Annotated in this window: 11 protein-coding genes; 1 reads left to right on the top strand and 10 read right to left on the bottom strand. The window is 63.5% G+C overall.

Annotated features, from left to right (window positions below):
• The first annotated feature begins 86 nt into the window (after positions 1-86).
• On the top strand, positions 87-1127 hold the full coding sequence (locus ACWHXT_RS10880; protein ID WP_447955839.1) for a phytanoyl-CoA dioxygenase family protein: 1041 nt from the start codon (positions 87-89) through the stop codon (positions 1125-1127).
• Positions 1128-1269: 142 nt separating this feature from the next.
• Here ACWHXT_RS10880 and ACWHXT_RS10875 read toward each other — a convergent pair whose 3' ends face one another.
• The 10 genes from ACWHXT_RS10875 to ACWHXT_RS10830 all read right to left on the bottom strand — a co-directional run bounded on the left by ACWHXT_RS10875 (position 1270) and on the right by ACWHXT_RS10830 (position 19660).
• Positions 1270-2805 carry a tripartite tricarboxylate transporter permease gene (locus ACWHXT_RS10875; RefSeq protein ID WP_447955838.1) on the bottom strand — a complete coding sequence of 512 codons (1536 nt, stop codon included), beginning with the start codon at positions 2803-2805 and terminating at the stop codon, positions 1270-1272.
• Between the two features lie 12 nt (positions 2806-2817).
• Positions 2818-3315, bottom strand: a complete 498-nt coding sequence (locus ACWHXT_RS10870) for a tripartite tricarboxylate transporter TctB family protein (RefSeq protein ID WP_447926345.1) — start codon at positions 3313-3315, stop codon at positions 2818-2820.
• Between the two features lie 28 nt (positions 3316-3343).
• On the bottom strand, positions 3344-4294 hold the full coding sequence (locus tag ACWHXT_RS10865) for a Bug family tripartite tricarboxylate transporter substrate binding protein (protein ID WP_447955837.1): 951 nt from the start codon (positions 4292-4294) through the stop codon (positions 3344-3346).
• Positions 4295-4715: 421 nt separating this feature from the next.
• On the bottom strand, positions 4716-5234 hold the full coding sequence (rfaH, locus tag ACWHXT_RS10860; RefSeq protein ID WP_447955836.1) for a transcription/translation regulatory transformer protein RfaH: 519 nt from the start codon (positions 5232-5234) through the stop codon (positions 4716-4718).
• 8 nt (positions 5235-5242) lie between these two features.
• A complete protein-coding gene (locus tag ACWHXT_RS10855) occupies positions 5243-6571 on the bottom strand; it encodes an aminotransferase class I/II-fold pyridoxal phosphate-dependent enzyme (protein WP_447955835.1) in 1329 nt (442 codons plus the stop codon).
• Complete coding sequence (locus ACWHXT_RS10850) at positions 6568-13905, bottom strand: type I polyketide synthase (protein WP_447955834.1); 7338 nt, start codon at positions 13903-13905, stop codon at positions 6568-6570. Before ACWHXT_RS10850 ends, ACWHXT_RS10855 begins: the two co-directional genes overlap by 4 nt.
• Positions 13902-15509 (bottom strand): LTA synthase family protein, encoded by a 1608-nt coding sequence (locus ACWHXT_RS10845; protein ID WP_447955833.1) that lies wholly within the window; start codon positions 15507-15509, stop codon positions 13902-13904. Before ACWHXT_RS10845 ends, ACWHXT_RS10850 begins: the two co-directional genes overlap by 4 nt.
• Positions 15506-16333 carry an SDR family NAD(P)-dependent oxidoreductase gene (locus tag ACWHXT_RS10840; protein ID WP_447955832.1) on the bottom strand — a complete coding sequence of 276 codons (828 nt, stop codon included), beginning with the start codon at positions 16331-16333 and terminating at the stop codon, positions 15506-15508. The genes ACWHXT_RS10845 and ACWHXT_RS10840 overlap by 4 nt, the downstream gene beginning before the upstream one ends.
• Entirely contained in the window at positions 16330-17565 is a 1236-nt protein-coding gene (locus ACWHXT_RS10835) for a capsule biosynthesis protein (protein ID WP_447955831.1), read from the bottom strand. The genes ACWHXT_RS10840 and ACWHXT_RS10835 overlap by 4 nt, the downstream gene beginning before the upstream one ends.
• Before the next feature lies 1 nt (position 17566).
• Positions 17567-19660: a capsular polysaccharide biosynthesis protein gene (locus tag ACWHXT_RS10830; protein ID WP_447955830.1), complete on the bottom strand. Its 2094-nt coding sequence runs from the start codon at positions 19658-19660 to the stop codon at positions 17567-17569.
• Between the last annotated feature and the right edge of the window lie 125 nt (positions 19661-19785).

The following is a 19785-nucleotide window of genomic DNA, read 5'->3' as shown; positions in this document are numbered from 1 at the left end:
AATAGCCGTCAGGCCCCGCCGAGGTTTACCCCTGGCCGCGGGGTGTGTCTTAATACCGGCTCTGAAAGCGTGCAGAGGAAGCGGCGATGAAAGCATTAGGGCGATATCTGGTATGGGGTGGTGAGGTCTTCACCGGGGCCAAGTCCTTCAAGGCCAACCCGTTACTGGGTAGCCATCGGCTCAACCGTTGGGGGCTCCACAAGAGCCGTGTTCGGCTAGCCTATTGGATCTCGCGGCTGCGCATGGCCATGTTCGCCCCCGGGGTGCCCAAGGCGGACCGCGAGCAGTTCAACGAGTACGGCTACGTGCTCAAGGAGAACTATCTTTCGGATGCGCACTTCCAGGCGCTGGTAGCGGCCATTGCCCGCTTCGACGGCGAAATTCGCGAATGCTGCCAGGGCGATGCGCGCACCCACCGTATCCTGCTCACGCCGGAAGTACTCGACGCGGTACCGGAAGTGAAAGCGGTGCTGGACGACGCGTCGCTCAAGCGGTTGTTTCGCTACTGCAGCGGCCACGCCCGCCTGCCGATCTGCCACATCGAGAACGTGCTCAACGACCCGGCGGAGGCCGGGGTGAGCCGTGATCCGCAGAAAAACCTGCATATCGATACCTTCCAGCCGACCATGAAGTTCTGGCTTTATCTGGAAGAGGTCAGCGAGGCGAACGGCCCCTTCATCTACGTACCTGGCTCCAACCGCCCGCACCGTGACCGCTTGCAGTGGGAGCACGACATGAGCTTGAAGGCCAGCCGCCACGCGGATCACTACACCGCCAGCGGCTCGTTTCGGGTCAGCGCCGAAGATGCCGCTCGCCTGGGCAAGGAGGGGCCCCGGGCTTTCTGCGTGAAAGCCAATACGCTGCTGATCGCCAACACCTTCGGCATCCACGCCCGGGGTGACGCCGCGCCGGGCAGCTCGCGCCTGGCGCTTTGGGGCATGAGCCGTACCAACCCTTTTGTACCGCTACCCGGCATCGGCATCGGCGCGATCAACCGTTTGCAGTACCGCGTGTTGCAGCGTATGCGAGTGCGCGACGACGAGAAAGCCGCCGCCCGCGGCGTTCCTTCCTCCTGGCACCGCATCGAGCAGACCCGCATCATCGAGGAGCGCCCGAAGGCGCCGTAAAATTCGGCCAGGCGTCGCCGCCATAGCATCCAACCGAAAATGCCCGCTCGAGAGCGGGCATTTTTGATGGGCTTATTCGATGGACTTTTTCGAGGCCCTTTTTCGATAGGCTTTGCAACAAAGCGAGGGGGGCCAGAGGCTACTACCGAGAGGCGCTTTCCTCGCGTTGGCTGCGCTGCTCGGCCAGCCGGCGCTGGCGCAGGTAGCCGTAGATACTGTAGATCACCGACACCACCGCCAACGCCAGCAACAGCGCCGAGATGGGCCGGGTGAAGAACAGGGTCCAGTCGCCGCTGGTTTGAAAAGCCCGGCGCAGGTTGGTTTCCGCAATCGGCCCCAGCACCACGCCCAGCACCAGCGGCGCCAGCGGGTAGTGAAGCTTTTTCAGCAGGTAACCGATCGAGCCGATCGCGGCCAGCAGGTAAAGATCCGACAGCCGGTTGTTTAGCGTGTAAGTACCGATTGCGCAGCAGGCCAGTACCACCGGCACCACGATGTACTTGGGCACGTTGAGAAGGCGCATGAAGGCGCGCATCATCACCACGCCGATCACCAGCATAAAAACGGAGGCCACCGCCATGGCCAAAAACATGCTGTAGACCAAATCCGGGTGATCGAGAATCAGGCGCGGGCCCACGCTGATGCCGTGCACCATGATCGCCGCCATCAGCACCGCATCCGCGGGGGAGCCGGGAATGCCCAGCGAGATCAGCGGAATGAGGCTGCCGCCCACCGTGGAGGAGTTGCCGGATTCCGACGCCACCACGCCTTCGGGTTCGCCCTGGCCGAAGCGCTCCGGGTGTTTGGAGGCGCGCTTGGCCTGGTCGTAGGCGACCAGGTTGGAGATCGAGCTGCCGGCCCCGGGCACCGCGCCGATGAACACGCCCAGAAGCGACGAGCGAATGACGTTGACCGGCTTTTTCAGCGTCGAGGTCATCACCTCCCAGAGGTGGGGGCGCATGTCGCCGCCGATCAGCGAGGCCGAGGCGCCTTCCTGGTGTGAGGGCGAGGGCTCGAGCTCGGAAAGCAGTTGGCTCATGGCGTACATGCCGATCAGGACCACCAAAAACGGAATGCCCGCGGTGAGCAGCTCGTAGCCGAAGGTAAAGCGCTCCCGCGACATGATCGGGTCCGGGCCGGCGGTGGCGATGGCAATACCGATCAGCCCCGCGATGAGCCCGCGCAGAAGCGACTCGCCCACCAGGCTTGCGATGATCGTCAGCGCGAAGACGATCAACGCGAAGTACTCCCAGGGGCCGAGTTTGACGGCCAGCAGCGCCAGGGGCGGGGCGGCCACCATGAGCACTGCGATCGAAATCAACGAGCCGATGAACGAGGCGAACAGCCCCAGCGAAAGCGCTCGGCCTGGCTGGCCGCGCCGGGCCATGGGGAAAGCATCGAAGGTGGTAGCCACCGCCGAAGGCGTGCCGGGAATGCCCAGCAGCGCCGCGCTAAAAAGCCCGCCACTCAGTCCGCCCACGTACACCGAGAGCATCACCGCGATACCCTGCATGGGCGGCATGGCAAAGGTCAGCGGCAATGTGAGGACGATCGCCATGGTGATGGTAAAGCCCGGTATCGCGGCGGCGATGATGCCCGCAAAGGTGGCCACCGCCATCAGCATCAACGTATAGGGCTCGGTGACGCCGCCCAAGGCAATGAGAAACGCATCTGTCATGAAGTCACCTGTTTACCAGCGCGCACGTGGGAGGTAGATGCTGAATACGTCAGCGAAAAGGTAATAAGGCCCCAGCGAAAACAGCAGCGCCACGCCCACTACGATCACCAAAGTGCGCGGACGTTTGGGCGCCAGGTAAAGCTGGGCGGCCAGCAGGTAGCCAAACGTGGCCAGCATAAAGCCCGCGAACGGCATGGCGATCATGTAGGCGATGAATAGCGCCAGATTGACCAGCACGCGCTTGAGCGCTACCAGATGCTGCCAGGCCACGTTGAACGTGGTCCGTGGAACGCCGCGTTTGATGATCTCGACCAGGAAGGCGACGGTGCAAAGCGCGGCGATCGAGGCGAAAATGAGCTGCGGAAAGGTGCCGGCACTCATGGGCTCCCAACGAGAGGCCGGCAGCGAGCCGGCCTTCAGGGCCATGAGAAGTGCGGCCACCGCGAGCACTACGTAGGACACCAACTGCAGCGTGGGCAGCAGCGCGGCGTCCGGGTTCTTACGCTCCATGATGGCTTCCTATCAAATGGGGCGGCGCTTAATCGAGCAGCGACGCATTCTCTTCGATGAACTGGTCGTTGCGCTCGAGGTAGTCGATATAGTCGGCGCGGTTCATGAAACGCACGCTGCCACCGGCGTTGGCAAGCTCCGAGGCGAAGTCTTCGTTTTCGGCAACGGCTTCGAGGGCGTTTTCGAGCGTTTCGATGATCGACTCGGGCGTGCCCTTGGGCACGACCACGCCCCGGGTGACCAAAAATTCCAGATCATGGCCGAGCTCTTTGAGCGTGGGCGTGTCGGGAAGCTCGTCCAGGCGCTCCTCGGTGGCCGCGGCCAGCGCGTTCATATCGCCGTTCTCGATGAAGGCCTCTGCCGACTGATAATCCTCGATCGCCATGGTGATATGGCCACCCGCTAGCGCGCGCAGGCGCTCACCGGTGCCTTCGTAGCCCACATAGCCAAACTGGGTATCCGTGGCGTTTTCGAACTGCACCGCCCACAGATGTGGAATACCCCCCAGCGTCACGCCCATGCGGTACTCGCCGGGGTTGGGCTGTACGTCTTCGAGCATGTCGTCCAGGGTTTCCCAGCCGGTGTCCGCATTGACCAAAATGACCGAGTTATCCGCGGTCATCATGGCCACGGGCTCGAAAGAGTCCCAGTTCTGGTCGGTCACGCCGGAGTGGTGAGCGATCAATAGCCCTTCGTGGATCTGGCTGATGGTGTAGCCGTCCGGGTCGCGGCGCGATGCTTCGCGCAGGCCCACGGTACCGCTGGCGCCGGGCATGTTGATGATGGGCACCGGCGTTTCGAGTTCCTGCTCCAGGTAGCGGCCGACCAGGCGCATCAGCATGTCGCTGGCGCCCCCCGGGCCCCAGGGCACGATGAATTCGACAGGGCGGTCGGGGTAGTCATCCGCGGCCATGGCCGCGCTTGGAAGCACCATCGCGGCGGAAAGAGCCGACATGGTGAGCAGCGTTTTAAACGTCATGTTGATCGTCCTTCAAAAAAGCGGTTGGAGCTTTGAAAGGCGCTACGCACATACCCCTTGCGCTCGGTGGCCGAACGGGGTGTCTAAATGCCTAGCTTCGCCTGTCGAAAACGAATCGTACCGGCCCAAACCCCATCGACGGGGCGCAAAAAAACCCACCGCGAAAGGGGTGTAGCGCCGGTGCGTCAAACAGCCGAGAACGAGCGCTTTACGCCAGATCGTAACGGTGAAAGGTCCGGTTGCGCTGTAAGCCGCTCGATAGTTATTGATCGTTTATCAATGGAAAAATCGATTTTCCATTGGTTTTGACTATAGGCGAATCCATTGACGAGCGTCAATAGTGGCGCTAGTCGAGATGGCTAGGGGGTTAGAGGATTTGGCTATAACGGCTGCCAGGCGCGTGGGGCGCGCTGGCAGGTGGTTAGCGAGACTTCTCGAGGCTGGCGACATCGAGCTCGAGATGCTGGGGGCGGTGAAGCACGTTGAGCAGCACGATGGCGCGTTCTTCGCCCTTGGCGTGTTCGAAGACCGCCTCCAGGTGTTTGAACGGGCCGTCGCAGATAGTGACTTTCTCACCCGCCGTAAAGGTCACGTGGCTGCCTTCTACGCGATGGGGCTGCGCAAAAAGGCTTTGCACCAGGGCGTCCGGCACGGCCACCGGCGTATTGCCGAAGGTCAAGAGTTTGAGCACGCCGCGGGTCGAGCGGATCGGCCGCCAGTTGCTGGCGATCTGATCCAGGCGGATGAACAGGTAGTAGGGGAAGAGCGGCTCGGTCACCGTGACGAGCTTGCCCTGGCGCTTGCGCTTGATTTCCAAAACCGGGTGAAACACCTCGAACGCCTGGTTGGCCAGGTGCTCGGCGGCGCGAAACGACTCGCCGCCCTTGCACTGAATCACGTACCACTGGGCGCTCTCGGCGCTTCTGGATTCGCTTTGCATGGTGTCGTTCAAACGTTTTGCGCAAGCAGCGCAGCTAACGCATCGAGGGTTTGGTCGATCTGCGCTTGGGTGTGCTCGCAGGAGAGGAAAAACCGCAGTCGGGCGCTTTTTTCCGGTACCGCCGGGTAGAGAATCGGCTGAACGTTGATCGCCTGCTCGAACAGCGCGTGGGAAAGCATGGCCGCCTTGGGCGAGCTTCCCACGATGATCGGCACGACTGCCGAGCCGATACTGTGGCCGGTATCCATACCCAGCGCCTGGGCGCGGGTCAGGAAGTAGCGGGCGTTTTCCTGAAGCCTGGCGACGCGCGCCGGCTCCTGGGCCATTAGCTCGAGTACCTTGATCGACGGCGCGGCCACCTGGGCGGGCATGCCCACGCTGTAAAGAAAGCCCGGCGCGAAGTAGCGCAGCATTTCGACCAGTGCTTTGGAGCCTGCGATATAGCCGCCGCACCCGGAAAGGGTCTTGCTCATGGTGCCCATCCAGATGTCGACCTCGGTGGGGTCGATCGCGAAGTGCTCGCGGAGTCCAAGGCCGGTGTCGCCCATCACGCCGAACGAGTGGGCTTCGTCCACCATCAGCCAGACCTGATAACGCTTTTTCAGCTCGATAAAGCGCGGCAGGTCCGGGATGTCGCCATCCATGCTGTAGAGACCTTCGATCACCACGATCACGCGCTCGAACTGCCCGCGTTGGCGTTCGAGCAGCGCTTCCAGAGCCTCCGGGTCGTTGTGGTTGAACCACATCCGCTTGGCGCCGGAGAGCTGGGCGCCCACCAGCGAGCTATTGTGGATGTACTCGTCGTGGAGCACTAAATCCTTGGGCCCCAGCAGGTAGCCCAGGGTGGAGACGTTGGTGGCGTGGCCGCTGACGAAGGCGACCGCGTCTTCCACGGCGTAGGTGCGCGCAATGGCGGCTTCGAGCTCGCCATGAATGGGCCGCTCGCCGGACACCACGCGGCTGGCCGACACCGAGGTGCCGTAATGAGCGGCGGCATCCGCGGCGGCTTGAATCACCCGCGCATCGCCGGAGTAGCCCAGGTAGTTATAGCTTGCGAAGTTGATGCACTCGCGCCCGTCGATCACGCTGGTGGCACCGGCCTGGCCTTCGTGCACCTTGAAGAACGGGTCCACCAGGCCCAGCTGCCTGGCGGCGTCGCGCATCATGGTGAGCTGCTGGGCGCCCGGGTGGTCCTCGAAGCGCGTAAAGCGCTCGGGCACGGGTTGGCCTTTCGTTTGCGCCGCGGGCTCGCTGCTGGCAGCCGGCTCGCGGGTGCTGGGGCGGCTGCGCGCCTTTTCCAGCAGCTGTCGTTTTAAATCGGAACGCTTGGCGGTCATGGTGTCTCGGTAGCAGAGGGTGTCGCGGGTGCCTTGAGATCGTCGGCGCCGTGGCGAGCGGCCAGAGAGGCTATCGCATCCTGTGGCGACTCTTCAACATCCTCATCCCCGTGGTGGAGCTTTTTGATCAGCACCCCCGCGAGCTTGTTGAGCGTCGAGGCTTCACTAAGCACCATCACCGGCACCTGCACGCCCAGGCGGTTCTCGATGGCGGTCATCAGCTCCACGCCCATCAGTGAGTCGAAGCCCATGTCGTACACCGAGCGGTCGACGTCGATCTTCTCCTCCTCGATCAGCAAAATACTGGCAAGTTCCGCGCGTAAAAGCTCGGTGACCGTTTGCTGAAGCTCTTCCGGGGAAAGGTCCGCCAGTAGCGCACTGATATCGTCGTCGCTGTCCGCGCTGGTGTCGTCGTCGCTTTGGCGGGCAAGCTCGTCAAAGCGCGGCGCGGCGGCGGTGGGCAGAAAGCGCGCCAGCGCCCCCCACTCGAGCTCCAGCACGCCCAGGCTTGCGCCGGGGGTGATCAGCATCTGCTCCAGCACGTTGAGCGCATCCGCCGAGCGCAGGGCCGAACCGCCCAGGCGCTCTTGCAGGGCGTCGCGGGTGCGGGTATTGCGGGCAAGGAAGCCGACGTCTTCGATGGCGCCCCAACGTACGCAGGTCGCCGCCAGGCCTTTTTGGCGGCGGTGTTCAGCGAACGCCTCCATCCAGTGGTTGGCCGCCACGTAGTTGGCCTGGCCGGGGTTGCCGAACAGGGTCGTGGCCGACGAATAGAGGATGAAGAAATCCAGCGTGTCGTTTTGAGTGAGCGCGTCCAGGTGACGGGCGCCCTCGATCTTGGGTGCCAGCACGCTCTGGATGCGCGCGGCGTCCAGGTTGCGGATCAGGCCGTCGTCGATCACCGTGGCGGCGTGAACGATACCGCGCAGCGGGTGAAGCTCGCCTCGGGCGCGTTCGAGCACGTTTTCGAGCGCCGCGCGGTCGGTAATATCGCAGGCCGCGGCCAGCACCTTGACGCCTTGCGCCTCGAGTTCCTCGACCGCCTGTCGAGCGGCCTCGGTACGGGTGCCGCTGCGGTTTAATAGAATCAACTGGCGCGCGCCCTTGCTCACCAGCCACTGGGCGGTTTTAAGGCCAAAGCCGCCAAGCCCACCGGTCACCAGGTAGCTGGCATCGGCGGGCAGGCTGAGCGTGTCCTGACCCAGTGTGTTGCGCTCGGGGGCGGCGATCGGCGCGTCATAGGTGACGACCACTTTGCCGATCTGGCGGGCCTGCTGCATGTAGCGGAAGGCGTCGACCACCTGGCTGTGGGTGAAGGCGGTAAACGGCAGCGGGCTCAGGGTGCCATCGTTGAATAGCGCCATCATCTCGGTGAACAAGCGCTGGGTCAGGGCGGGCTGCACCTTCATGAGCTGGTCCGAGTCGATGCCGAAGTAGCTCAGGTTGTTACGAAACGGACGCAGGCCGATCTGGGTGTTTTCGTAGAAGTCGCGCTTGCCCAGTTCCAAAAAGCGGCCGAACGGGCGCAGCGCGCGCAGGTTCTGGTTGATCGCTTCGCCGGCCAGCGAGTTCAGCACGATATCCACGCCTTCCCCCTGGGTGTCGCGCAGAATCTCTTCGGCGAAGGTGAGCGAGCGCGAATCGTAAAGGTGTTCGACGTTCATCAGACGCAGGAAGTCGCGCTTCTCTTCCGAGCCGACGGTGGCGTAGATCTCTGCCCCCATCCACTGGGCGATTTGCAGCGCGGCGATGCCCACACCGCCCGCGGCGCCGTGAATCAGCACTTTTTCACCGGGTTCCAGCCGCGCCAGATGCTTGAGCGCGTAATACACGGTAAAGAAGGTGGTGGGGATCGTCGCCGCCGCGGCGAAGCTTACCCCCTCGGGCAGCGGGGCGATGGCGTGCTGGCCCGCAATCAGCTTGTCGCTGAAGCTTGCCGGGCCAAAGCCGACCACGGCCTGGCCGGGGGCGACGTTTTGCACGTTGTCGCCCACCGCGATGACCTCGCCGGAGAACTCGAGGCCAAGCGTTGGCCCGGCAAAGCCGTTCTCGATCGCTTCATCGGATAAAAGGCCCAGGGTATACATCACATCGCGGAAGTTGAGCCCGGTGGCCTTGACGCGTACTTCGACGTCATCGGCGCCGAGCGCCGGTAGCGCCCGGGGGCGCCACTGAAGCTGGCGCAACTGGCCGGGCAGCGCAAAGCCAAGCGTCATTGCCTGGTGCGGCGCGCCGGTAGCCGGCCCCGGTGCGTGGGGTGCGGGCTGGGTGCGCAGGCGCGTTGCGAAGCGCGCGCCGTCGGCGTGCAGCACCAGCTCGTTTTCGCCGTCCGGCGTGGCAAGCGTCTGGGCAAGCGTGGCCAGGGCTGCGTCGCTTGGCGGGTCGGGTAGTTCGACCAGCGTGACCCCATGGCCCACGGCTTCGTTGGCAAGCGAGCGGCCAAAGCCCCAAAGCGCGGCGTCGAAAGAGCCCGCCGGCCCTTGGGCGTTGAAATCGTGGGTTGCAAGCCACAGCGTGGGTGGGCAGCCCTGGCTTTCCAGGCCGCTGCCTTCCAGCGCCAGCGACCACTGCTGCGCGCGGGTGCAGCGCGCGGTTTGGCCGGGCGTGGTGGTGGCGCCCAAGCCGTGAAGGTCGACGATATTGACCGGGCCCGGGGCACTCGTGGCGTGTTCGAGCAAGCCTTCGCCTGCGCTTTGCAAAATGCGCGCAGGTTCGTCGCCGCTTTCGACCAGCCAGGTTTGGCCCGGCGGTAGCGTTTCCTGCAGGCGCTCGCCCAAGGGGCGAGTGGCGGCGTCCGTCACGATGATATGACGCGTGACCACGCTGCTTGCCGCCGCCGGCGTGCCGGTCGCCCGGCCGTGAAGCATATAGGCGCCGCCGTCGTCCTCTTCCAGCGCAATGGCCGGCGATAGCTCGAAGCCCTGGGCGCTCAGCCACTCGACCAGGTGCGCTTGCTCGACCGGCGCGGCGTTCAAACCAGGCGTTGCCAGCACGTCATCCAGCCAGCGGCTGGGGTTGACGCCAACGACCAACAGCTGGGCGTCGGGGGCGAGCCGCTCGGGCAGCGCTTCGATCAGCGCGCGGGTGCGCTCGGCGCTGGTCACATCCACGCTGATGAAAGCGAACTGGGCTTTCTTGGCCGGCGCAAGGGCGGCGTCGTTGTCGCTGAGCGCCTCGACGTCGATCAGCGGGAAACGTTCCTGAAGCTGCAGCGCCTGGTGTTTGGCGGTGTCCGTGGTGGTCAGCGCGCGGTAGGCGTAGCGGCCGTTGTCCGCCGTGTTCAACAGCAGCGGCTCGAGTAGGCGCTGGCCCAGTGCCGGCGCGCAGGGGCCCGCTTCCAGCAGGTTCAGGCGCTGGCCATTGGGCAGATTCGTCAGCGCTTCGCTCACCAGTGCCTCGAGGCTCTCGGCCAGAACGTTCCAGCCGCTTTCGCCGATCAGCACGCGGTTGAGCTCGCTAAGCTGTTCCTGGGTGATATTGAGCGAGGCCGCATCTTCCCGGCCGCTGGCCAGTGCTTCGCGGTGAAGGCCTCGCCGGCCGACCAGATGAATCGGGGCGAAGTAATCCGGGTAGTCCTGAACCAATAGCTGCCAAATCGCCTCGGGGGGCGGGGTGTCGCTGCTCTCTTCTGGCGTTTGGGCAAACGCCTCGCTCAGGCTGTCCAACAGCGGGGCGATCTCGGCGGCGTAGCGTTGGCCGGTGGCCTCAGCGTAACGCTCGCCAAGCGCGGCCAGGGTGGCCAGCGCCTGCTCGGGAAGCGCCTGCGCCGAGGCGTTCAGCGGGGCGGGAGTGAGCGCGACATCGATATAGCTTAGCTCGTGATGGCGGGCGCGGTTCAGGCGGATCGCCTTGAAGCGGGTTTCGCTGAGTACGGCGACCGCGCGGCCGCGGGCATCGTACAGCTCGAAATCCGCCGTGAACGAGTGGGGCGCACGCTTGCCCATGACCGCCCGGGCGAGCACCGGCGCACCGGCTTCCAGGTCGACCTGAATACGGCCGACCCGCACCGGTACGAAGGCGAGCCCTTCGGCAAAGCCTTGATGGCTTGCCAGCAGCGGGATGAACATCTGGAAGGCGCTGTCCAGAATGCCCGGGTGCAGGTGTAGCGACGCGCGCTGGGCGTCGGTGTCGGCGTCCAGCTCGATCTCGCCGATGACTGTATCGTCATCCAGCCAGCCGCGCTTGATGGCCTGAAACGCCTCGCCGTAGTGCAGCCCGATGGCGTCGGCCAGTGCGAGGTGTTCGTCTAGCGTGTAGTCCGGCGCGCGCTTGGGAAGCGCGGGGGCGGTGCGGTCCAGCAAAAAGCCGCGGCTTTCGCGCATGGTGCGCGCCACGGCGTTGAGCTGCCATTCGCTCTCGGCGGCGGGTTCGCGGGAGTGAATGGCGATCTGGCCGCTGTCCGGGTCCAAATGCAGGCGCGCGGTGCGCCCGTTAGCGCCATCCAGCAGCAGCGGCGCGCGGATCTCGAGCTCTTCGACATCCAGCAGGGCGGTCTCTTTTTGCGAGGCGTTGGCCGCCAGCGCCAGTTCGATAAAGCCCGCGCCCGGGAAAACCGCGCCTTCGCCGACCACGTGGCCGGCAAGCCAGGGCGTGCGCTGGGTATCCAGCTGGCTCTCCCAGGTGTTGGCCTGTTGGGCCAGCCGGTAGCCCAGCAGCGGGTGTTCGTAGTAACGCGCCAGCAACCCCTGGCCGTCGCCGGTGCCGGGCACCCAGTAGCGGGTGCGCTGCCAGGCGTAGCGGGGCAGGTCGACGCGCTGGCCTTCGACCGGGAAAAAGCCCTGGGTATCGAAGGCGAGGCCGCTCAGCAGTAGCTGGCCCAGGCTTTTGGTAAGAACCTCGAAGCCATTTTTGTGGCGCTCGATAGTACCGGCCACCAGCCCCTGGGTGTCGAGATTGCGAAGCGTCTCGCTTAGGTAGCGGCGCAGGATAGGGTGTGCCCCGACCTCGACGAAGACGTTGTAGCCTTGTTCGATAAGCGTCGCTGCGGCGCGCTCGAAAAGCACCGGCTCGCGAATGTTGAGCCACCAGTAGCGGGCGTCGAGGGCGCTTCCTTCGCTGAGGGCGCCAGTCACGGTCGAGTAGTAGGGGATCGACGTTTCGCTCGGGGTGATGTCGCTGAGCGCATCGATCACCCCCGCCTGGATGCTGTCCATGGCGGGGCTGTGGAAGGCGTAGTCGAGCGGCAGGCGCTTGGCGAAGATATCCAGGCCCGCCAACTGCGCTTCGAGCGCTTGCAGCTGGTCGGCATTGCCGGCCAGGGTGATCCCCTTGGGGCTATTTACCCCGGCCAGGCTAACGCGGTCGAACGCCGGCATTTCAAGCCAGGCGGCAATGTCCTCTGCGCTGGTCGCCACGGCGGTCATTTCGCCCAGGCCCCGGGTCATGCCCTGGTAGTGGCTGCGGTAGTAGATCACCTTGACCGCGTCTTCAAGACTCAAGGCGCCCGCCGCCCAGGCCGCGGCGACTTCGCCCACGCTGTGGCCAAACACCGCCGCCGGCGTCACACCCTGGGCCTTGAGCCACTGGGTGAGCGCCACCTGCAGCGCGAACAGCGCAGGCTGAGCGATTTCCGTGCGATCCAGGCGGTTTTCCCCGGCGTTGTCGCTCTCACCGTTAAGACCTGCCAGCTCATCGCGTAGCGAGAAGCCGCCCAGCTTTACGAACAGCGCATCGACCTCGTCAATGGCTGCACTGAATGTGGGTTCGTCCAGCAGGTTCTTGCCCATGGTTTCCCATTGGCAGCCGTTACCGTCATACACGAACACCGGGCCCTGGGGGGCGTCGAGTTTATCGAGTTTGACGACGTGTTTGGTGTCGCCGCCTGCCAGCTCCTTGAGCGCGCTGATGGCTTCAGCCGTGGTTTGGGCAAAGCATAGCGCGCCCACGCGGTGGTGCTCGCGGTGGTGGAAAAGCGTATGGGCAATATCGTAAAAGCCTTGCTCGCTTTGCTCCAAATGGGTGACGAGATTCGCGGCGTTGGCGGCCAGGGCGTCTTCGCTGCGCCCGCTAACGCGAAGGGGCAGGGCCACGTTTGCGGTATGGGCGGGCGGCGCCTGCTTTTCCGGCGCGCTCTCCAAAATCACGTGGGCGTTGGCGCCCCCAAAGCCGAAGGAGTTGATGCCGATCACCAGGCGGCCTTCGGCCTTGAGCGGCTGCGCCTTGGTGACGACGCTGATATTCCACTCGTCGAATTTGATATTGGGGTTGAGTTTGCGAATGCCGATCGTCGCGGGCACTTCCCGGTATTTGAGGCTATAAAGCGCTTTGGCAAGCCCGGCCACACCCGAGGCGGTTTCCAGGTGGCCCAGGTTGCTTTTTACCGAGCCGATGGGCAGCGGCGTTTGGCGGTGCTGGCCCAACGCCTCGCCAATGGCGCGGGTTTCGATGGGGTCGCCCACCGAGGTGCCGGTGCCGTGAGCTTCGAGGTAGTCGATTTCGTCGGGCGTGATGCCTGCCTGTTCGTAGGCGCGGCGCATGAGCGCAACTTGTGCGTCCGGATTGGGGACCGTAATGCCCGATTTATAGCCATCGGTATTGACCGCCGAGCCCGCGACCACGGCCAAAATATTGTCGCCATCGGCGACGGCCAAATCGTAATCTTTTAGGAAGAACAGCCCGGCGCCTTCCGAGCGCACGTAGCCGTTGCCGGCTTCGTCGAACACCTGGCAGCGGCCGGTTGGCGAGAGCATGCTCGCCTTGGAGAAAATGATGAACCCATAGGGGTGCAAGTGCAGGCTAATACCGCCGGCCAGCGCCATGGTGGTCTCGCCGCTTCTAATCGACTGGCAGGCCTGGTGAAAGGCCACCATGGACGATGAGCAGGCGGTGTCCAGAGACATGCTCGGGCCGTGGAAATCGAACACGTAGGAGAGCCGGTTCGAGGCGATGCTCGAGGTGTTACCGGTCGCCGTGGAGGCGTCGATCGCCGCCATGTCGTCGGCCAAGCGGTAGGAGTAGTCGAGACTCGCCACGCCCAGAAACACGCCGCATTCGCTGCCGCGCAGATCAGCCGGCTTCATGCCGGCGTTTTCGATGGTCTCCCAGGCAAGCTCTAACAGCATGCGCTGTTGCGGGTCCATATTGGCGGCTTCCCGCGGGGAAATGCCAAAAAACTCTGCGTCGAAGCCGCTGATGTCGCCAAGGCTACCGGCGGCAAAAGACACGCTGGTGCCGGGGTGGCGTTTGTCCGGATGCCAGAAAGCATCGTGGCTCCACCGGTCCGGTGCCACTTGGGTGACGAGGTCTTTCTCGGCTTGCAGATTTTGCCAGAACGTTTCAGGGGTGGTGCCGGGGAAACGATGGGCGGCGCCGATAATGGCAACGCGTTTAGTCATTCTTGCTCCTGCGGTTCTGGATCTGCCTTGATCTGTTCGCTATGTCTATCGTGCCCAAACGCCCGCTCATACAAGGCGACACCCAATTCGTGCGCCTTCAAGTGGGTGGTGTCGGTGGCCACGTGGTCCTGACGTTTCGTTGACCATATCATGTAAGGCGTCTCTCCCGTAGGGGCGCCGTAGTGTGCGTAGGCCTCGGGCAAAATGGGCACGTGGTCGCCGTAAAAACCCAAAAGCCCTGGGCGCTGGGTCACGCTCAGCGCTGCTTTTATCTGCTCGAGCATTGCGTCTGCCTCACCCAAATGCTTGAGGTAGACGCCCAGGTCTCTCAAGTGCCTGGCAGGGGGCCAGCTGGCACCCGGCAGCACCGTGCTCATCCGTGTTTGCTCCGGCGCTTCCAAATGCAACGGGCCATGATTTTCCATGGTAATGACGAATACAAAGAGCGGCCTATTATCGTCATCTTCAAGCAGACGTCCAACCTTTCGTGCAACGGCGCGGTCGCTCATGTACTGGCCGAATTTATCTTCAGCGGCAAAATCGTTGATATCGATGAACGAGTCGAAGCCAAATTTGGGAAAAACCTGGTCGCGCTTATAGAAAGAGCCAAGATAAGGATGAACACACACCGTGCGGTAGCCCCTGGCCTTGAACGCCGACGCAAGGCTTGGAAGCCCCTGGCGGGCCAGCGTATGGTAGGGGTTGAACTGGCGCGCGCCCCAGGCGCTGGCTGGCAAGCCGGTCAGCACGCCGCACTCGGTGCGCACGGTATTGGCCCCCCAGGCGGGCACGCTTAGCGATCCTTTTTGTAGCGCTTGGGCCCAGGTGGCATCGAAGCGACTTAGCGCCTGGGGGGCGACATCGGCGCACCAGGGCCGAGGGTCGAAAAACGATTCGCTTTGCACCAGCACTACGTGAGGGTGTGGCTCGTCCGGCTTTGCCGTTGGCGCGGCTTTATACGCATTGGCATTGAAAGGGGCGTCGTCAGCGGTCGGCGCTTTCGAGCGAAAAAGCGCCACGCCGTATGCCCAAAGGCTTGCGAAAAGCCCTAAGCGACACATATCCGCGGCGGGCTGAAACGTGACCGGCGGGCACATTCTCAAACCCGTTACGACCAGCGCGGCCCCGGCCAGCAAAAATGCCGCTAACTGAACGAGTACCGGGCCGGCGCTCCAGCGGCTTAAAAGCGTTGGCTCGAAATACAAAAAGGCGCCGATGGCCAGCGCCCCGGCCGTGCTTGCTGCAATGGCCAGCCCAATGCCGAAAAACGGCACGTAGAGGCGCGGGTGTAAAATTGCATCCCAGAAGTACTCGAAATCGTGGCAGATGAACGGCTCTTTCAGGGTGTGCGATTTGGTGTTGCTGGACTGCACCACGACCAGCGTTAGCGAAAGCGCCAGCACCACCGCAAACCAGGGGCGCTGAAGCACCAGGCTGAAAAGCCCAAAAAGCACGCACCAGCTACCGATATGCACGGCGTTAACGCCAAGGCCACGCCGGGTAAACGGCGCGGGGCGCGGGCGCAGGCAGGCCTCCATCACGTAGCTGGCGACCAGGCCCAGTAAGAAGGGCACCCAGAGTGCCTGGCTAAGGCTTTGCATCATGGCGCCTCCAGGTGGTCGAACCCCAGGCGCTTGATGAGCCACTGGGAAACACTGGCGGGCAGCACGGCCAGCCACCAGGTGCCGAAATTGAGCGGAAACGGAAAGCTGACCCGGGCGCGGTTGGCGTCGATGCCGCGCTTGATGACCCGCGCGGCGCGCTCCGGCGGCCACTCGAAGGGCTTGGGCCCCGGCATGGCGTTGCACATGGGCGAGGTAACGTAGCCTGGCATGACCACGGTAACCCCGATATTGAACGGCGCGAGCAGCCCCCGAAGCCCCTCGCCGTAGGCCTTGATACCCGCTTTGCTGGCACTGTAACTGGGCGTTGACGGCAGGCCGTGCCAGCCGGCCAAAGAGCTGATCAGTACCAGCTGGCCCTTGCGGCGCGCCTTCATGGCGGGCACCAGGTGCTGGGTCATGTTGATCGGCGTTTTCAGGTTCACATCCAAAAGCGCCTGAACGTCTTGCCAGGCCTCGAGCTCACCCGGCCCCTGGGGGTGGGTGTTTTTACCCGCGCAGGCGATCATGACATCGGGCACCTGCTCGGCGCACACGCCGTGTAGCCACTCGGCCAGGGCGCTTTCGTCGGTGATATCGGCGCTCGAGCACGTCACCCGAGCCCCAGCCGCCTCACATTCCCGGGCCAGGGAGTCGAGCGCCTGGGTATTGCGGCCGTGAATCACTAGGTGCCAGCCCGCACGGGCGTAAAGCCTGGCCAGTGCGCCGCCAATGGCGCCGGTGGCGCCGGTAATCAGTACGCACTGCGTGGCTGGCGCGGCGCTTTGGTCATCGCCGGGGGTGGTGGGCGGTAGCGTGTCGCTCAAAGCAGCTTCTCCAAAGGCGAGGGGCTGGCCTCTAGTATACGGGCGGTATTGCCGACCGCTAAATCGATCCCGGTGGGACAGTAAAAGCCGCCGTTGACCTGAGTAGTGTGCATCACGGTGGCACGAAAATAGCCGAACAGCGCGCTATTGGGTGCCGCCGGTGCCTGCCAGAACTCATCCAACGGCCCGCCGCTGGTAAGCCCCGTCAGGTTGTAGATCGGGTCGCTCAGTGCGAAGGTGGGGCAGGCGTTTTCAAGCGCCACGATCCCCACGGTGCTGTTGACCGTGACCGTACCCGCGGCGTGCTGGAGTAGCGCCTCCAGGTCGCCGGACTCCAGGTAGACGATGCGCCCCTGCAAACCGTAAAACCGCGCCAGGCGCTCGACGGTTTTGGCGTGGCTAATCAGGCGCATATCCAGTGGGTGATTTTTGATGCATAAACGCGCGTTGGCCGGGGCGTGCTGGGCAAACGAGCCCAGCACGTGATCCATTACCTCGGCCATGTTGGCGTAGGGGGAGTGATCGCGGATCTGGGCGTCGGTGTCGAGCTGTAGCGGCAGCAAAAAGAACGGCTCGCTGCCTTCGATCAGCGCTTTGATGCGTTCGTTGTCTTGTTTTTTCCACTGCTTTAGAAGCGTAAATCGCTTGATATAGCCGGCGTACTCTTTCGGCGCAGTAATGCTCGCGTGGTTACGGTAGTGCGGGGCCACCACAGGGTTGGCAAGGCCGGCCAGGTGGTAGGCGACATCGTGGCGGGCGCGCATATTGAACGAGGACTTGAAACGCACCGGCTTTGGCGGCGTTGGCAGCGCCTTGCCGGTTTCAAAGAACCAGTTCGGGTCCCTGGGCAGCAGCGAGTGGCCGTTGACGCCTTCGCGCTCCAGGGTGATCCAGAAAGGGCGAAAGTAACCCTCTTCCAGCACGTGGGTGCGAATACCCGCGGCCGGGGCGTTATCAATGGCGGCGCGGTGAACGGGGCGGCGGTCGCCGAACAACAGCTGGTCGGTGATCGCGTAGCGCTGCCAAAGCATTTGCAGAAAGCCTGGCAGTTCGTCGAGCTTGCCGCGGAAAAGGTGGGTTTCGCCCAGCGACCGGCTCCAGTAGGCGATATCGCCGGCGTTGAAGTGTACCTTCACCACCCGGTGCCCATCGCGGATTAGCTGGCTTGCCAAGCGCTGATAAAAGGGCGAGCAAACGCCTTGCAGAAATAAGAATGCGCGCTTTTGTATCAACTCAATGGCTTCCAATAAAGAAATGACGGTAGTAGCGGTAAAGGCGCTGCCGGGTACTCAGTGCGGGGGCTTTGGCGCGGGCCTGTTCCAACAGCGTAACGGCGGTTTCCGCGTTACACAGCTGGCGCGTGCGTGGGTCGACGTAGGTGGGGTAGCGTATCAGCGTACCGGCCACGAGCTCATCCAGGCTCAAGTGGCGGGTGCGCCGGGTACACTGCATGGCATCCAACGTTAACCCCCAGCCCGCATAGAAAGGCAGCCCGTAGGTGCTGACCTGACAGCCGCGCAGCAGCGCCTCGAAACCAGTGAGCGAACTCATGGTGTGAACCGCCTCTACCTGCTCCAGCAGCGCCGAGATGTCCAGATGGCTGGCGTCGAGATCATACAGGGTTGCGGCCTGGTTATCGAGTTTCCCCACCCGGGCGCCGCTCAACACATCCGGGTGCGCTTTGTAGATGATGAACGCGTCCGGGTGCGCGCTGCGGACGGCCTTTAAAAGCGCGCTGTTGGTGCTCACCTGGGGCGAACCCGTGGCGATCGAGGCATCGCTTTCCACCTGGCCCGGTACCAAAATCGTGGGCAGGTTACCGGGTAGCGCGAGCGCCGTTTGCCCCTGAACGTTGTATTTCGAGAGCTTGAGCGTGACCAGCCGGGTGCGAAGCGCGGCCGCGCGTTCGAGCTCATCGTCAGAAAATACGCTGTCGTTGAGCAGCGTTTCCAGATCGCTTGGCTGGCTGGGGTCGTAATAGATGCCCTGGCGGTCGATGACCAGCGAAAGCGGCCGGGCCAGATCCACCCCCAGCCCCACCGAGCGTATGAAGCCGTCTTCTATTCGCCATAGCCGCTCAAGCTTTGCCGGGTGGCGCGCCTTGAACGCTGCATCGATACGGCTCGACCATACCAGCAGGTGTGGGGTTTTCTCGCTACCCTCTGGGGCTTGAGTGGCTGGCGCCGGCGCTGTTTGCCCTGGTGTTTGGGCCGGTGGGTCATCGGGCAGCGTTTTTTGAAAATCGACCGTGGCGGCGGGGCCCAAAAAGTCACCGATAAAGCCGCGCTTCCAAACCGAGAAGCCAAAGGCCTGCCAGTGCCCTTGCAGGCGCTCCTTTTGGCGTTTTTGATCCTGGATTAGCGCCATGGTGGCTTCCAGGCTGCTGGGCTCGCCGGTGTAGGGGTTGGCGTACCGGCTATAGCGCAGGTAGGCGGCGGCGAACACTTCGGCAAGCGTGCGCCTGGCTACCCGGCGCGGGCAGGTGAGCTGGTCCTGGGTGAGCCCCCAGCCGGCATAGAAGGGCAGGCCGAAGCAGTGGACGGTTTTGCCGGCGATCAACGCTTCGAAACCAAGCTGGCTGGTGACGACATACACGGTGTCGACCTGGTCAAAAAGCGCCCAGGGGTTGAGGTCCTGGCTGATTACCCGGCAGCGGGGGTGGTCGGCGGCGTCCAGCAGGTGGCCCTGTTTGGTGCCGGCGACGACATCCGGATGAATCTTGACCCAGATAGTGCTTTGCGGATGCGCCTCTAGCGCGTGCTCCAGCATCCGGTTAAAGCTTGCCGACGAGGCCTGGCCGTAATGAATGGAGGCATCGTTGGCGGTTTGGTCCACCACCAGCACGTTGGCTCCAGCCGTGCTGTTAACAGACGTGCTTACCAACGCGCCTTCAAGCGGCGTATCCGGGGCGTGGTTGTACTTCGATAGCCGCCCGCGCTCGAGCAAGGCCATACAGCGTTTGGCGCGTGCCAGCTCAGCGTGTTCGAAGACGGCGTCATTTAGCTGGTTTTCGAGATCGCTTGGGCGCGTGGCGTCGTAATAGATGCCGGTATAGTCGGCTACCAGGCTTTGCGGCTGGTAGCCATGCGCCCCCAGCCCCAGGGACCGGATAAAGCCATCTTCCAGTGACACGTAGGGAAGCGCGTGGCGGGCAGCAAAACGCCTAGCGCGCAGGCTGGTGGGTTTGAGCCCCCAGCCGATGACGGCGCTGGGCGGGCGGGAAAGCGGCCCAAGGCGTCGCAGCGCATCAAATTCAGGCAGCAGTGCGTGAAGATGTGGGATTTTACCAATCCCTTGCGAGGTGTAGCCTGCCGTGTGTTTTGCCATGTAACGCCATAGGTTCTGGGGTGAAAGCCGTCATCGGGTCGGAATGTTACGCAGTTCGACCTTTCAAATGCCATAAAGTGTACGAAAATAATCCTCTTCACTCGCGTGAATAAGGGCGTATTTTG

The organism is Vreelandella halophytica, assembly GCF_968193635.1.
Note: the sequence above shows the minus strand (reverse complement) of the source record. Positions and strands in the feature narration are given on the sequence as shown.